6 protein-coding genes are annotated in these 14,803 nt (G+C 41.1%); 1 reads left to right on the top strand and 5 read right to left on the bottom strand.

The window, feature by feature from the left end; genetic code table 11:
* Positions 1–19: 19 nt before the first annotated feature.
* The 5 genes from galA to WG989_RS19860 form a co-directional block, all read right to left on the bottom strand.
* Positions 20–3,421: a beta-galactosidase GalA gene (gene galA, locus WG989_RS19880; protein WP_340431842.1), complete on the bottom strand. Its 3,402-nt coding sequence runs from the start codon at positions 3,419–3,421 to the stop codon at positions 20–22.
* Positions 3,422–3,653: 232 nt separating this feature from the next.
* Positions 3,654–4,709, bottom strand: coding sequence for a glycoside hydrolase family 53 protein (locus WG989_RS19875; RefSeq protein ID WP_340431841.1), 1,056 nt, complete (start codon positions 4,707–4,709; stop codon positions 3,654–3,656).
* 5 nt (positions 4,710–4,714) lie between these two features.
* Positions 4,715–5,779: a SusE domain-containing protein gene (locus WG989_RS19870; RefSeq protein WP_340431840.1), complete on the bottom strand. Its 1,065-nt coding sequence runs from the start codon at positions 5,777–5,779 to the stop codon at positions 4,715–4,717.
* Between the two features lie 26 nt (positions 5,780–5,805).
* Complete coding sequence (locus WG989_RS19865; RefSeq protein ID WP_340431839.1) at positions 5,806–7,416, bottom strand: RagB/SusD family nutrient uptake outer membrane protein; 1,611 nt, start codon at positions 7,414–7,416, stop codon at positions 5,806–5,808.
* Between the two features lie 34 nt (positions 7,417–7,450).
* Complete coding sequence (locus WG989_RS19860) at positions 7,451–10,444, bottom strand: SusC/RagA family TonB-linked outer membrane protein (RefSeq protein WP_340431838.1); 2,994 nt, start codon at positions 10,442–10,444, stop codon at positions 7,451–7,453.
* A gap of 193 nt (positions 10,445–10,637) precedes the next feature.
* On the opposite strand from WG989_RS19860, the gene WG989_RS19855 reads away from it, so the two are divergent.
* Entirely contained in the window at positions 10,638–14,792 is a 4,155-nt protein-coding gene (locus WG989_RS19855) for a two-component regulator propeller domain-containing protein (protein WP_340431836.1), read from the top strand.
* Positions 14,793–14,803 lie beyond the last annotated feature (11 nt).

Raw genomic sequence — 14,803 nt, 5'->3', positions numbered from 1 at the left:
GAGCCAACAAATACGATTCTTATTTTTTCAGAAACTGCCTGCTCAACTCATCATACACCAATAAGTACTTGTTTGATTTTCCGTCGTTGTCAAAAAACTTTTCCCAGGTACTGAGTGGTTCCCAAATACATGTGCCTTTACCTCTTCCATTCGGCAAACCGAAGGCAATTTTATTCACTTCTTCTTTTAAGGCTGAATATTCAACTACAATTACATCTTTGTTATAACGTCGTACCAGGTCGTTAAGATTATATTCAAGATCAGCCAATGTACCATGCCATTTCGGATAATACGATTCGCCAATTACATCAAACTGCACTCCACGTGCAACCATGTTGTCAATAAAGAAAACAGATTCATCATTCTGTCCGCCCAATGCAACATGCAACATCATCTGCACGGTTGGATCAACTGCTTTTACTGCAGCCGTGCCGGCGTTGATGAGTTGTGCTGTTTGATCGATGTTCGCCACATTCCCATCGGGCCATACAATACCATGATTGATCTCATTTCCCACCTGCACCATATCAGGTGTTGTACCCTGTGCTTTTAATTCTTCCATCACCTTTTTTGTATAATCGTACAATGCTTTCTTTAATTCTTCAAATGAAAGATCTTTCCATGCAGCAGGCTTGTACTGTTTACCGGGATCGGCCCAATAATCACTGTAATGAAAATCGAGCAGGAGTTTTAAACCGGCTGCTTTTACACGCTTGGCCATTTGCTTCGTGTATTCCAGATTACAAAAACCTTTCTTTGGCGAGTAACCATTCTCTTGTGCGGGATCATGAAAAATTCGCAGACGTACATAATTCAATCCATGATCTTTTAAAATTTCAATCGCATCTTTTGTCACACCTTTATCGGAAAACTTCATACCTCGTGCTTCCAACTCGGGTAAGAAAGAAATATCAGCTCCCAACATTTGATCTACCACTCTTGGTTTTGCTGCTTCACCTTTCAATTTATATTTTTCATCGATCGTGATTTTATCTACGTTCTCCGGTGCAACCATGATTACATCTGTCGAACCGGTAAATAAATTATTCGAACTTGCTTCAACTTTAAAAATACCCGGCTTTGTTCCCGATTGAATGATCACCTGGCATTTACCATTGAACAAACTGCGTTGCCACAAACCATCTGCACATTTATCTGCTTCATGACTGCTGGGATCGCCATTGCCAACACCAATAATTTTTGCATCGCCATCCACTTTAAAATAAATCATGTTATTTGCATCGGGCACTTCTCTCCCTTCTCTGTCGACGACAGACACATTCATCACCGTTGCATCTTTACCATCAACCAGCATCGTTGTTTTATAAGGCGTCAACACTACTTCAACAGGCACACCCGTCGTTTCCACTTTCGATGTAAGTTTTCTTCCCTTCTTATATGCAACTGCTTCAAGCTTGCCCGGTTCAAATTCTACTTTCCATTGCAGGTGACCGTTGCGTGGCATATCTTTCTTTCCTAAACTTTTTCCATTTAAAAACAACTCTACATCATCAGCATTACTGTTCACCCATACATCAATTTGCTTTTTGGGTTGCCCCCACTCGTTACGATGGTTCCAATGCGGCGAGATGTGTAACACATCATTATCTGTCCACCAGCTTTGATAGTAGTAATAAATATTTTTCGGGAAGCCGCACACATCCATGATACCAAAATGTGAGTTGATGTTCGGCCATTTGAACGGCGTTGGTTCACCACGATAATCAAAACCTGTCCAGATAAAACCACCGAGCCAGTAATCATTCTTAGCAGCTAACTTCCACCACTCTTCTGCACGACTTGCCCACCATGGCGCTGTAATATCCTGATCAGGTAAATAACCACGTACTGAATCTTTTACCCATTCTCCACGGGTAGTAACGGTACTGCCCATTTCCGTTCCAATGATGGGTTGATTCGGATGATCTTTATGATAATCGGCTACTGCAAATTGACGATAGTTGAAACTGCGAACAGGAATTACTTCGTTCACACCTTTATATACATTCGCCAAGTCAGCAGCATAAGTGCTGGTACGTGTAGGATCGAGTTGTTTTAATTTACTGATGAAAGTTTCTGCAATCCGTTTGCCATGTGATGTTGTATGGATCCATCCTTCTTCGTTTCCGATGCTCCACATAAAAACCGATGTGCGACTACGGTCACGTTTTACCAAACGTTCAAATTGATCCATGTATTCAGCACCACTATTCAACAAACGCTGCTCATCCATCACCAGCATACCCAAACTATCGCATGCATCCAGCAATTCAGGTGTTGGTGCATTGTGGCTGGTACGGTATGCATTGCTGCCGAATTTTTTCAACAACCCAATGCGGTAGTATTGCAGATAATCAGGCAACGCACTACCCACACCTGCATGATCTTGGTGATTATTCGTTCCTAAGATTTTGATATATTTTCCATTGAGGAAAAGGCCATTGGGTTTTATTTCGATTGTACGAAAACCGAAGCGTAGCTTTTTGCTATCGACTACTTTTCCATTTTGTTTCAACTCCACAACTACCCGATAGAGATATGGACTCTCTAATGACCATAATGTTGGATTAACCACATTGATGATCTCTTTTATTGTCTTCTCTTCGTTTGTACTGAGTGCAAGTGATGTTTCTTTTGCAGCACCGATCTTTACGCCACTTCTATCAGTTAAATACGTATTGACGGAGAAATTTCCGGCAGCAGTATATTCATTGGCCACTGTTGTTTCAACATTCAATGTTGCTTTGTTCCCGTTGATATTTGCGTATGCAAACACTCCATCAGTTGCAATATGTGTGTTGGGATAACTGTTCAGCCATACATGGCGATAGATACCTGCTCCTTCGTAAAACCAACCTTCGTAGTGTGTTGCATCAACACGAACAGTAATTACATTATTACGATCGAAGTTTAAGAAATCGGTTACATCATAGTTCACACCCACATAACCGCTCTTGTTATTGCCGAGATAAAATCCGTTGATCCACACATTGGCATCACGAAAAATACCATCGAACTGTAATTGAAATCTTCTACCGGAATCTGCTTTCTCCAGTTTGAATTGTTTTCGATACCAACCAATACTTGTGGCAGGAAATAATCCACCCACCGGTTTGTAACCATGACTTTCAACATCAAAATTATCTACATAAGCAAAAGGTAATTCAACAGCCCAATCATGTGGCAGGTTAAGTGTGCGCCAGCTACTGTCGTTAAACCGTGCATCGATAGCTGTGCCTGCAGCACCGCCCGATTTCGAAAAGATGGTTTTAATGCTATAGTTGAAATCTTTTTCCGGATTGGCCGCATGACCAAATGCGAATTTCCAGTTGTGATCGATATTGATCTGTTTGCGTTGTGCAAAAGAGCAAATGCATAAAAGCATCGCTGCTGCTAAAAATGTAAGTTGTTGTTGTCTCATTCTGTATTCTTTCCTGCCTATTTAAAAATGATCAGAAATTGATCTTCGGTAAATAAGCTGCTTTCATAATACTATCTTTCCTAAACATTGTAAAAGTATTGCTGTTAATTGGATATAGCTAAAAATTTCCTCCGTAGAAACGAAGGAAATTTTTTAAAAACTACTGACATGATTGAACACCATCAGTCTTCTGATACCGGTAACGGCACATATTATTTTCTTTTAAGGAATCTTAATTTTTAAATGCATCCATAGCAACAGTTGGTTTACCGCTGTTATCAAAAGCCCCGAGTGTATACCCTTTCCATCCGCCATACGATTGCGGCTCCCAGTACAACACACCCAAACCTTTCTTATTGGTTACTGATTTTACTTTAGCAATGAGATCCGTGATAAATAATTTACAATCGGGCGCACTATCCCATGGCATGCCCACTTCCACCACCATCACTTCTTTATTGTAAAGTGCAACCATATCATTCATATTATTCAGACATTGCTGATTGGCACTTGCCCAGCCTGCCGCAACGTAAGAAGGATATAACGACATACCGATCACATCAAACTTTGCACCGTTGCTGATGAGTCCGCCAATGTTCCAGCGAAACAAACTATTATCCCAACCATTTGATACATGCACGATCACTTTTGCAGAAGCAAAAACTGCTTTCACTGCATCGTAACCTGCATTTACCAATTGGGCATAATTGCTCATGCTGGTTGATGCTCTTCCTTCGGGCCATAACATACCGTTGTTGGTTTCATTCCCAACCTGCACCCACTCCGGCGTAACACCTGCAGTTTTTAATTGCGTCAACACATCCGTAGTATGCAATGCCAATGCACTTTTCATCTCTGCAAAACTCATAGCAGTCCATGCAGCCGGTTTTGTTTGTTTACCGGGATCAGCCCAAGAATCGCTGTAATGAAAATCGATCATCACACGCATGCCAAGATTTTTTGCACGCACCGCTTTTGCCACAACATCCGCTGCATTGTTCCATGCCGGACTTGGATTTACCCATACACGCAAACGGATCGTATTCATACCAAGTGATTTCATCAATGCAATACCTTCTGTTTCCACACCTGCGGCAGTATAGAATTTTTTACCGGCTGCTTCCATTTCAGTAAGCCAACCAACATCCGCCCCTTTTGCAAAATCTGATTGTACAACCGGAGGAGGATCGGGTGTTGGAGTTGGTTCTACCGTTTTCTTTTTCTGACAACCACCTGTTGCAACAATGGCAAAGATGTACAGTACACTGATGAAAGTTATTTTACGCATACGTGTTATTGAATTTTAAAGGTATAACTTCCGTTACCGCCACTCATATCCAGTATAACGGTATACGTACCTGCTCCCGGTACTGGTATATTATTTCCTGCCCATGTTGGTGGACCGGCATAAATGAGTTTACCGTCGTTATTTACTTTATAACTGATGTTGTAATTACCATTGCTGGTAAAAACAAAAACATCGCCTGCACTAAAAGTCACATTCGTTGCTACCCATTGGTGAGTGCTGGCATTATACGTCATCGGTGTTGCGGATGTACTCCAGCCGTTATGATTTCCTGAAAGAAAGAATTGTACAGGTTCAAAGTTTACTGTTCCGGTGTTGATATCCGCATTTACTTTCATATAATTTGGAGAAGGCGTAAACCAAAGATTACCGGCAGAACCTGCTGTCATTGTAGTTTGACTTCCACCCCAACCATATTGTACACCTGTACTCTGCACCTGAAGCTTCAAGCCATCTCCTCCCCAACCATCGGCATTCGGAAAGTACACATAGCCTTCGTACTTGCTATCATAGTTCGGCGATGTAAGTACATATCCTTTTGTTCTGGTTGAAGGTGTAACCCAACTATTACCGCCCCGCACCAGCAATGCAGGAAACTCTACCTGATAAGTGGTCACGTTAAGTTTGGAAACAAGCGAATAGATAAACACCGAATCGCTCAGGAACGTTTTGATACGGATATTAATTGCACCTGCGCTTCCTTGTGCAAGACCAAGGCCTATAGCCAGCTCATTCAATTGACTACCGAGAAAACTTAACCGGTTGTTTGCTCCTGTACTTATTGATACTGCGCTGCTGAATGTATTTTCTGCATTGACCAACTCAACAGTATAGTTAATTGCAGCTTTAAAATCAAAGTCAGCTTTTGTCCAGCTAATGCTCAGTACCGTATCTATTGCTGTGGCAGCGGAAAGAACCAGCGCAGATTTTGACAACGTAACCACCGGTGCAATTCCGTCTCCCTTCACTGTTTGGTTGATATCTTTTTTACATGCAAGCAATACAATGCTCAGGATGAACATTGCCGACACACTATTTATAATTTGTTTCATCTTTTTCGTTTTAGTTTGACGTAATCTTAATAACCGGTATTCTGTTTCAAATTTGGATTTGATGAAAGGTCAGTTGCAGGTATTGGGAAGATATTGTATTTAGGATCGGCTGCACGACCAGCTGCCACTCCACCTTTCCATGCCCACAGATAAGAAGCAGTTGTGAATTTATCAAAGCGGATCAGATCCGTTCTTCTGTGTGCTTCATAATACAATTCACGGCCACGTTCATTCAAAATAAAATCAAGTGTAAGATTTCCTGCAGTGATGTTACCTGCATTGCTTCCACCGTATGCACGTGTACGCAGTTGATTGATATACGTTAATGCCTGTGCACTGCTGCCCCCTGTACCACCTCTTAACACAGCTTCTGCATAGATCAAATAAATTTCACCCAAACGGAATAATGGAAAATCAATATCTGTCCAGTTACCATTTGGATCTGCATTCGGTGCAGGTGCTCCTGTTCTTGTTTTATTGCGATACTTGAAAGATGAATAACCATCCGTACCAACATAGAGATCGGCCATGGTTTTATTCTGCCCTGTTGTATAAAACTGTGCACGTGTATCGGTATTACCGGATGGATCAATAAACAGATCAACAAACTGTTGTGTATGTCGTAAGCCACCCCAGTTGCCGCTTGTGCCCGAAATACTTCCCGGTACTGCAGCAGGACCATGTGCTAAGTAAGTTGTACCGCCCCAGTTTTGTGTATAGCGGGCATCGTAGTTGATGGTGAAAATATTTTCATCGGTATTGAGATGATTGTCAGCAATAGTTAAGTTGCGATAAGTTGGATGCAATGTATAACCAGCCTGGATAATCTTCTGGCAATTTGCTATGGCTTCTGTATTTTTTTCTGTTCCTGTATACACTTTTGCATTCAAATACAAGCGTGCAAGCAATGCCCATGCCGCAGCTTTGTCTGCACGGCCATATTCATTTGTTTTTGCAGCGGCCAGTTCCGGTTCAATTGCTTTTAATTCTGATTCGATGTAGGTGAATAATTCTGCACGACTGATTTGTTTTGGCAAACCTGTTGCAATCGGTGCATTCTCATCAACAAACGGAGGACTTGCAAACAAATCCATCAACACCCAGTATTGATAAGCACGGAGAAACCGGGCTTCTGCTCTGTACTTTTTTATTTCAGCTGCATCATTTCCTGTAAACCCACGTTCACTTATTTTACTGTCGTTTGATTGACGGATAAAATCGTTACAAACTGTGATTTGAAAAAACGAACGGTAATACAATCCTGCAATAATGGGATTACTCGATGCCCAGCTCATTTCTTTCAAACCTCGTACACCGGCATCGTTCTGCCATGTCCATGCAGCTTCGTCGGTTGTTAACTCCTGCAGGTTCCAGTAAAGACGAAGAAAATCAGAGTTACCTTCATCGGCAATGATTTGCGGCGATACATCGGGTGTCCCTCCGCCACCCGAATTACCGGTGAGCGCAAATGAACCATAAGCTTTCGCCAAGGCCTGTTTGTAACCGAGTGCAGTGGCATACACTGCATCAGCAGTAATATCATTTACCGGAACAAGATCAAGTTTTTTAACACAGCCCGTGAACACACTCACTGTTGTAATGAGCAGCACTGCTGTTTTAAGAAGATGTTGTTGCATACTATTTATTTTCAGTTGTTACTTTTCAATGAGATTAAAAATTAAGATTAAGACCCAATGTAAAAATGCGTGGGCGTGGATAGAGGTTATTATCAACACCGGAGCTTACTTCAGGATCAAGACCTTTGTACTTTGTTAATACAAATACATTCTGTACCGATGCATTTAAACGAAGTGTAGCTTTCTTACGCAGAATTGCTCCTACATCGTAACCAAACGTAAGATTATCCATACGCAGGAAAGAAGCATTCTGGATATAATAATCGCTCAACAGGTTATTACTGTTACCATTAAACTTTGTTTCGAGATAGTTGGCCGATGCATTATACAACACATAGTTGCCGAGTATCTGCAACTGGTTGCCTGCATTACTGTACACGTTATTGTAAACATAGTTACCAATGCTGCTTCTTAATACAAAGCCTGCAGAGAAACGTTTGTAACTAACATTGGTGCTAAAGCCCATGAACAGATCGGGTACTGCACTTTTTGTTTTGCTAAGATCATCCTGGTTAATGATGCCATCTTCATTTACATCAACAAACACATTTTCCAGCGGTTTACCATCCTTGTCATATACCTGCTGATAAAGATTAAAGGTGTTTCGACTGTAACCAACCTGTTGTATTTGTGAAAACCCACCACCAATACCACCTGCAATACCGCCAGCTTGTATGCCACGGTAAGTAGCATCTTTCGGCACAACAGTTAAATTGGTGATGTTGTTTTTATTATAGGTGATGTTGAATCCTGCATCCCAATTCCATGTATTTGATTTTACAGGTTCTGTATTAATGTTAAACTCCACACCTTTGTTTTCCATACTACCTACATTGGCAATAAAGAACGCAGAGAAGTTTGTTCCGGCCGGTTGTGGAATACTGTTCAACAGATCAGTTGTTTTTTTATGGTAGACATCAATACTACCGGTAATACGGTTGTTGTAGAAACCATAATCCAAACCAATGTTGGCAGTTGTTGTTTCTTCCCATTTAATGTTCGGGTTATATGCACCGGGGCGATACATCTGGTAATAATCATTACCAAACTGGTAGGTTGCATTGGGTGAACTGAGACCATAAAAGGAAAGGAAATCGTAGTTATTGATTCCATCCTGTTGACCTGTAACACCATAACCGATTCGAAGCTTTAAATCAGAAAACACTTTGCTTGATGCAAGAAATTTCTCATCCATCACTTTCCATGCAAAAGCAACTGAAGGGAACATGCCCCATTTGTTATCGCCTGCAAAACGGCTTGAACCATCACGACGTAACGTTGCAGTTAAAAGATATTTATCGTTATAAGTATAATTTAATCGGCCAAAGAAAGAAACCAATGTATTCTCCGGTTTATCAAATGCAAAAACCGGATCTGAATTAGGATATTTTACACCCCTTGCATTATAGCTGGCGTAGAAATAATTGGTCGCAAGAAAATTATTGTAGGAATAACCTGCAGTTACATCTACTCTGCTTTTGATCTTACTGAAAAGTTTATTGTAGTTGAGATAAAAATCAAAAACAGTATTTGTGCGTTGTTGTCTGTACTTATTATTTTCTCCACCAACACCACCGGGTGCATAAGCAGAAGCAGCACTGTCCGACACGAACGTTGTACCTCTTCCTTCCGACACATCATAACCCACATTCAGGTTTGCCCTTAACTCAGGTAAGAAATGAAACTTATAATCGAGTTGCAGGTTACCGATACTTCTGTATGGGTTACTTCTGTTCTCTGTTTGATTGAGTAAACCAAGAGGGTTACGCCCAACAAGATTTACCAAGCCGGTAACAGTGGAAGCAGTGCGCCATTCATAATAACCGCCAAAGCGGTTATCAAACTCTTCTGAATAAACAGGCTGTGTTGGATCGAAGCTGATAGCACCACCTATAGCACCTGTGTTTGCAAAACGTGTTTGCTGTGCACTTCCCTTTATATTGAGATCAACTTTTAGATGGTTGTTGAAGAAAGAAGGATTCAATGCAAGTGCAATGGATGTACGTTGTAAATTATCTGTACGCAACACACCGTTCTGATTGGTGTAACCAAATGAAACCCGGTACGGTAATTTTTTAAGTCCGCCGCTGATGGTAAGATTATTATCTGTTGCCAATGCTGTTTGATAGATCTCATCCTGCCAATCAGTATTAGCGTTGCCCAGCATAGCCCTTTGTGCAAGTGTTCCTTTTGCATTCACGATCTCACGAAACTCATCGGCACTTAACACATCCACTTTATTTGCAATGGTTGATGCAGAAACGGATGTACTGAAATTCATACGCAATTTTCCACCTGTTCCTTTTTTTGTTGTAATTAAGATAACACCATTCGATGCTCTTGTTCCATAAATGGCGGCAGCCGATGCATCTTTCAACACTGTGAAGGATTCAATATCATTTGGATTGATAAAACTCAGCGGATTACCTGCACCTGAAATACCACCTGCCGCAAGCGGCACACCATCAATCACGATCAACGGATCGTTACTGGCACGGATAGACGAACCACCTCTGATGCGAATGGTACTACCCGAACCAGGTTGACCACCATTCGATATAACGGAGACACCTGGTAACTTACCTGCAATCATTTGCTCGGGTGTGGAGATCTGTCCTTTCTGAAAATCCTTTGAAGAAACAGTAGCAACCGATCCGGTAAGATCTCTTTTCCGTGTGCTTCCGTAACCAACCACCACTACTTCGTTAAGGTTACCCGCAGCAGTAACAAGTGCGATCGATAAGCTGGAGCCGGCGCCAACTTTTTGTTCGATCGTATTATAACCAACCGAACTGAAAACAACCACATCGCCGGTATTGATATTACTGAGGCTGAAACCACCATCAGTTGCAGTGGTTGTAGCATTTTGCTTGCCTTTTACCGCAACGGTAACGCCGGCTAACGGATTCCCTGTTCCATCTGTTACTCTACCCGTAACGGTGCGTGCCTGCGCAAAAATGAGTTGATTTACTAAAAGCAGGAGAATTACAAGGCCAAACCGGCCCAATCGTTTTTTCAATTTCATCATACAGCAGTTTTGTTTTAAAAATCTATGGCTTGCTTAAGAGACCAAATCTATCCTCTCTGCTGCGCAACCATTTATCTCAGCCATCACAAGTTTGTTTCAATTCGTCATTCTTTAACGGCATGTACTTTTGATACAATCTTTTGCTATATCTTGGACGTGAACGATTACTTTTCAGCAGCATCCCTTTATTGCCATGTGCCTGTCTTCTTATTTTTTACGGATCAGTTGCCTTATTTCTACCTGCTTTCTATCTATTTATAGTGTTGCACAAACACCTACCATTAACTTTCGCCATATTAAAAGTGAAAACGGACTATCAAACAGTACGATTGAAACAATTCTGCAGGACAATCGTGGCTTTCTTTGGTTTGGAACAAGAGATGGATTGAACCGGTACGACGGTTCGCAGATGATCGTTTACCGAAACAGCAGCACCGATAGCAGCAGCATCAGTGATAATTATATTACCAGCCTTTACGAAGACAAGCAACATAGCCTGTGGGTGGGTTCGATCAATGGCCTCAACATATTTGATCCGAAGCTGAACCGTTTTATGCGATTAAAGCAAAAGCGGAACGATGCAAAGAGCATCAGCCACAATCACATTTCGGTAATTTATGGAGACACCAAGGGCGGCATCTGGGTTGGCACAACAGGCGGCGGAGTAAACAAGTATCAACCCGAAACAAAAACCTTCAAGCGGATTGCCTGCCAGAAAACTGCAAACGGTCCGGTAACGGAATTAAACATTTATACTTTTTTTGAAGATAGCCGGGGCAACCTTTGGGCTGGTACGGAAAGTGGTCTTTATATATATAATAAAGGAAACGAAGTGTTTTTAGCAATCAACCCGCAACCGGTTCAAACAGGTAAACAAGGCATACGTTCAATAGCCGAAGATTTGCAGGGAAGGTTGCTGTTAGGCACAGAGTACAATGGATTAATCATTATGCACCCAACGCAGGGAATTGTTCAACATTATCTTCATAAGGCTGCCGATCCAACATCCATCAGAAGCAATATGCTGCGATCTGTTTCTGTAAGTAAAAATGGAGAAACATGGATTGGTTGTGTAAATGGCGGACTTGATAAGTTTGATGCCGCAACAGGAACTTTTTATAATTATCAATATGAACCCGATAACCCTAACAGCTTAAGCCAACGAACTGTTTCTGCATTTTATCAAGATAAACAAGACAATTTGTGGATTGGTACACACAGGGGTGGTGTTAATTTATATACGCCGGGTTCGGAAAAATTTAATCTATACCGGCAAAAGCCTTACAAAAACAGTTTAAGTTATAACGACGTAAAAGCGTTTTGCGAAGACAGGCTTGGAAATATCTGGATAGGCACCGATGGAGGTGGTTTGAATTTATTCAATCGTAAGCAAAACAGTTTTACCCATTTCAAACATGATCCATTTAATCCATCCACGCTTGGTTCAAACGAAGTGCTGGACATAACGGAAGATAGAGATGGTAATTTATGGATCGCTACATGGGGTGGCGGATTGGGATTGTATAACAGAACTGCAAATAATTTCACCCGGTTTAATAGTGCTGATAAAAGATCAGGCATTCTTACTTCCGACTTTATCCAATGCATATTTGAAGATAAAAACGGTAACCTGTTTATTGGTACATATTTTGGCGGGCTGCATCTGTTCGACAAAAAAAGCCAAAAATTCTCCCCTGTTCAAAAAAGTATAACCGGCGCCACATCTATAATTGGCAACAATATCATTTCAATTATTCAAGATGCAGAAGGCAATATATGGATTGGTACAGATGATGGTGGATTGAATAAACTGAATGCAGCAACCGGAGAGTTTGAACATTATTTTGACCAGGATGATAAGAAACCTGATCTACGTGTACTGTTTATCGATAGTAAAGGCAATTTATGGGCAGGACATGCAGGGTTGTATTTGTATAACAAAAATGAAAACCGTTTTTCTGTATTTACCGAAGCAGATGGGTTAGCTTCTGTATTCATCAAAGGAATTGTGGAAGATGAAAACGGGCGCTTGTGGATATCTACGTCCAATGGATTAAAACAACTTGATCCGAAAACAAAAAAAGTACGAACGTACAATACAGGTGACGGCTTGCAGGATATGGAATTTGAAGCCAATGCCTACATGAAAACAAGAGATGGGCAAATTTATTTTGGTGGCGTAAATGGCTTCAACAGTTTTTATCCAGGTGATATTTCTGTAAATACATTTGTGCCACCGGTGTTTGTTACCGATTTACAAGTACACAACAAACCTGTGATTGGTGGTAATAACGAATTGCTTGATCAGGATATCAGCTTTACCGATAAACTGGAACTCAGTTACAAGCAAGCTACTTTCTCTTTAGGCTTTGCTGCCTTAAATTATGTGGCTTCTGAAAACAATCGCTTTCTGTATAAACTGGAGAATTGGGATAACGATTGGATAACTGCAGGTATTGAACAGCGGGCATCGTATACCAATGTAAGTCCGGGTACTTATACATTTACAGTAAAGGCATCCAACAACGATGGCGTGTGGAATGAAAAAGGCTATAGCATTCAGGTGATCATTACCCCACCCTTTTGGGCAACCTGGTGGTTTCGGTTACTGGTAATAGCAGCCTTAGTTGCTGCTGGCATTTACATCTATCGTATTCGCAGAAAAATTCAGTTACAACGGTACGAAGAAGAAAAGAAAGAAGAGATCCACCAGATGCAGTTGCAGTTCTTCACCAACATTTCCCATGAATTCCGGACACCGTTATCGCTGATTACCGGCCCCGTTGAAAAATTATTAAAGGAAGATGCAAGCTCAACGAACAACCACTTGTACCGGGTGATCCAACGCAATGCCAATCGTTTACTGCAACTGATCAACGAACTGATGGATTTCAGAAAAGCAGAATCAGGTGTATTGAAATTACAGGTAATGCCCGGAAATATTCCACTGTTCATCGATGAAATTGCAGAAGAGTTCAGCGAATTAGCCCTACAGAAAAATATATCCTTTACAGTTTCCGGCACAACAGATTTCAATGAAGTGTGGTTCGACAGGCAAGTATTGGAAAAGATCATCATCAACCTGCTGAGTAATTCGTTCAAGTATACGCAGGACTATGGAAAGATCGAATTGCAGGTGCTGGATTCGTTAGAGAAGTTTCAACCGAAGTTTGAAAATGAGTTACTGATCAAACATAACTATTCAACTGAACCATTTATTTATTTCCGCATAGCAGATAACGGCACCGGTATTTCAAAAGAATCGATACCGCATTTGTTCGAACGCTACTATCGTGTATCCGATACACATCTCGGTTCAGGTATTGGATTAGCCTTTATTAAAACGCTTACCCAACTGCACAAAGGAAATATTTCGGTGTATAGTGAATACAATAAGGGAACTGAAATCATCATTGCTATTCCTGTAAATAAAAAAGCCTATGGAAAGAAAGAACAGTGGATGAAGAATACGGAATCGCCTGTACGCCTGGAAAGTTTGGCTACACAACCAATCTTACCATCTGCAGTTGAAGCAAGCACAGTATCTACAACCGATAAAGAAAGTAATACATCGAAAGAATATCTCGTGCTTGTTGCAGATGATCATGCAGAGTTACGTTCATTCCTGAAAGAATCACTGGAACAACAATACAAGATCATTGAAGCAGCTGATGGAAAAGAGGCGATGGAAAAAACACTGGAGCATTTTCCTGATCTTATCATCAGCGATATTATGATGCCGGTGATGGATGGCATCGACTATTGCCGGCTCGCCAAAACCACTGTTGAAACGGCGCATATCCCGTTCATTCTATTAACCGCAAAAGATGGACTGGAATCACGCATCGAAGGAACGGAGACCGGTGCTGATTATTATTTTTCAAAACCACTCAGTATTGATCTGCTGCAATTAACCATGCGGAACATTTTTGCACAAAAAGAGAAACTAAAGGAACATTACCGCAAAGATCAATATGCTGAAGTAAAGGAACTGGCACATTCTTCGAAGGACAAACAATTTCTGGAGGAGTTACTTACGATTATAGAAAAGAATCTGCCGAATCCTGAAATGGATATTGATTTTGTATGTACCGAAATCGGTATGAGCCGAACAAAACTGTATAATAAAATCAAAAGTATAACGGGCCAACCTATTGGCGATTTCATCAGAACAATCCGTTTGCGCAAAGCAGCTCTATTAATGACACAGGGCGAGCATTCAATTACAGATATCATGTACAGCGTGGGTATTCAAACGCAATCTTATTTCTCAAAAGCCTTTAAGCAGGAATTTGGCAAATCACCAACGCAATATTTGAAAGAAATAGAGGCTAACGGTAAATCTTAGAAATTTAACAT

The sequence above is a fragment of the Lacibacter sp. H407 genome (assembly GCF_037892605.1).
Classification (GTDB): Bacteria; Bacteroidota; Bacteroidia; order Chitinophagales; family Chitinophagaceae; genus Lacibacter.
This window is presented reverse-complemented; position numbering and strand designations above follow the sequence as displayed.

Bases quoted from the DNA above. Each gene is read 5' to 3' on its own strand.
- galA (WP_340431842.1), bottom strand. From the start codon at position 3,421: ATGAGACAACAACAACTTACATTTTTAGCAGCAGCGATGCTTTTATGC.
- WG989_RS19855 (WP_340431836.1), top strand. From the start codon at position 10,638: ATGTGCCTGTCTTCTTATTTTTTACGGATCAGTTGCCTTATTTCTACC.
- WG989_RS19860 (WP_340431838.1), bottom strand. From the start codon at position 10,444: ATGATGAAATTGAAAAAACGATTGGGCCGGTTTGGCCTTGTAATTCTC.
- WG989_RS19865 (WP_340431839.1), bottom strand. From the start codon at position 7,416: ATGCAACAACATCTTCTTAAAACAGCAGTGCTGCTCATTACAACAGTG.
- WG989_RS19870 (WP_340431840.1), bottom strand. From the start codon at position 5,779: ATGAAACAAATTATAAATAGTGTGTCGGCAATGTTCATCCTGAGCATT.
- WG989_RS19875 (WP_340431841.1), bottom strand. From the start codon at position 4,709: ATGCGTAAAATAACTTTCATCAGTGTACTGTACATCTTTGCCATTGTT.